Source organism: Serratia sp. PL7, assembly GCF_945957435.1.
Window position 1 is genome coordinate 1 of record NZ_CAMFLB010000092.1, and the last position, 1,315, is coordinate 1,315.

At 57.1% G+C, this 1,315-nt stretch carries 1 protein-coding gene; it reads left to right on the top strand.

From position 1 onward, the window contains the following. Positions 1-95: 95 nt before the first annotated feature. On the top strand, positions 96-1,253 hold the full coding sequence (locus N6G83_RS54325) for an IS481 family transposase (RefSeq protein WP_211136107.1): 1,158 nt from the start codon (positions 96-98) through the stop codon (positions 1,251-1,253). Positions 1,254-1,315 lie beyond the last annotated feature (62 nt).

A 1,315-nucleotide genomic window follows, 5' to 3' on the forward strand; every position in this document is an offset into this window, starting at 1 on the left:
TCCCTCTCCCTGTGGGAGTGTACAGACCGGGGACATCATGAACACTTGTTCGGGGACATGGTAGACACTTACAACATAGGTATGAGTACTTCTGAGTGGAGCTGCTTATGCCGTGGGATGAGAGATCTGTCATGTCATTACGTACCGAGTTTGTGCTTTTCGCCTCGCAAGAAGGCGCTAATATCCGTGCGCTATGCCGCCAGTTCAGCATAGCGCCTGCCACCGCATACAAGTGGTTACATCGCTGGCTCTCTGATGGGCGGGTCGGTCTGAACGAACGTTCTCGAGTGCCACACCATTCCCCCAGCAGAACCCCTGACTCCGTTGTCCAACACCTCCGCACTGCTCATCTGGCCCATCCGATGTGGGGGGCCCGCAAGCTCAAGCGATGGCTAGAGATGCAGGGGCATACGCTACCTGCCGCCAGCACCGTGCATAATCTGATGCGCCGTCATGACTTGCTGCCAGACGGTCCATCACCGGCTGCTCCTACCGTTGGGCGCTTTGAACATGACGCACCGAACCGGCTCTGGCAGATGGACTTTAAAGGCCACTTCCCCTTTGCCGGTGGACGCTGCCATCCGCTGACCTTGCTGGATGACCATTCACGCTTCTCGCTCTGTCTGGCGCACTGCCCGGACGAACGACGCGTCACCGTGCAGTCCCAGTTGATAGCGGTGTTCGAACGTTATGGCTTGCCGGAGAGAATGACCATGGATAATGGGGCCCCCTGGGGGGACACGACGGGCAGTTGGACCGCTCTGGAACTGTGGCTGATGCGTCAGGGTATCCGGGTGGGTCACTCTCGGCCTTACCATCCTCAGACTCAGGGTAAGCTGGAGCGCTTCCACCGCAGCTTGAAGGCAGAGCTCCTGCAGGGACGGTGGTTCACCGATGCGTCACAGTTGCAGCAGGTGTTCGACGCCTGGCGAGACAGCTACAACCTGGAACGGCCACATGAAGCGCTGTCAATGGCGGTACCAGCCTCCCGTTATCAGCCTTCATCGCGACAGTACAATGGCAATCCGGCGGCAGCCGAGTATGACGAGGGGGTCTTGGTCAGGAAAGTGGATATCAGTGGGAAACTGAGCCTGAAAGGCGTGGGTCTGAAAGTGGGCAAGGCCTTTATCGGTGAATATGTCGGGCTGAAGGAAAGTGAGAGAGAGGGATACTACGAGGTATGGTGGTACAGCACGAAAGTGGGGATGATCGACCTGAGAAATAGGTCGATCATCATGGGTAAAGGATGTTAAAAAGTGTTCACCATGTCCTTGAACACCTGTCTACCATGTCCCCGGTCTGTACAGGGAGAGGG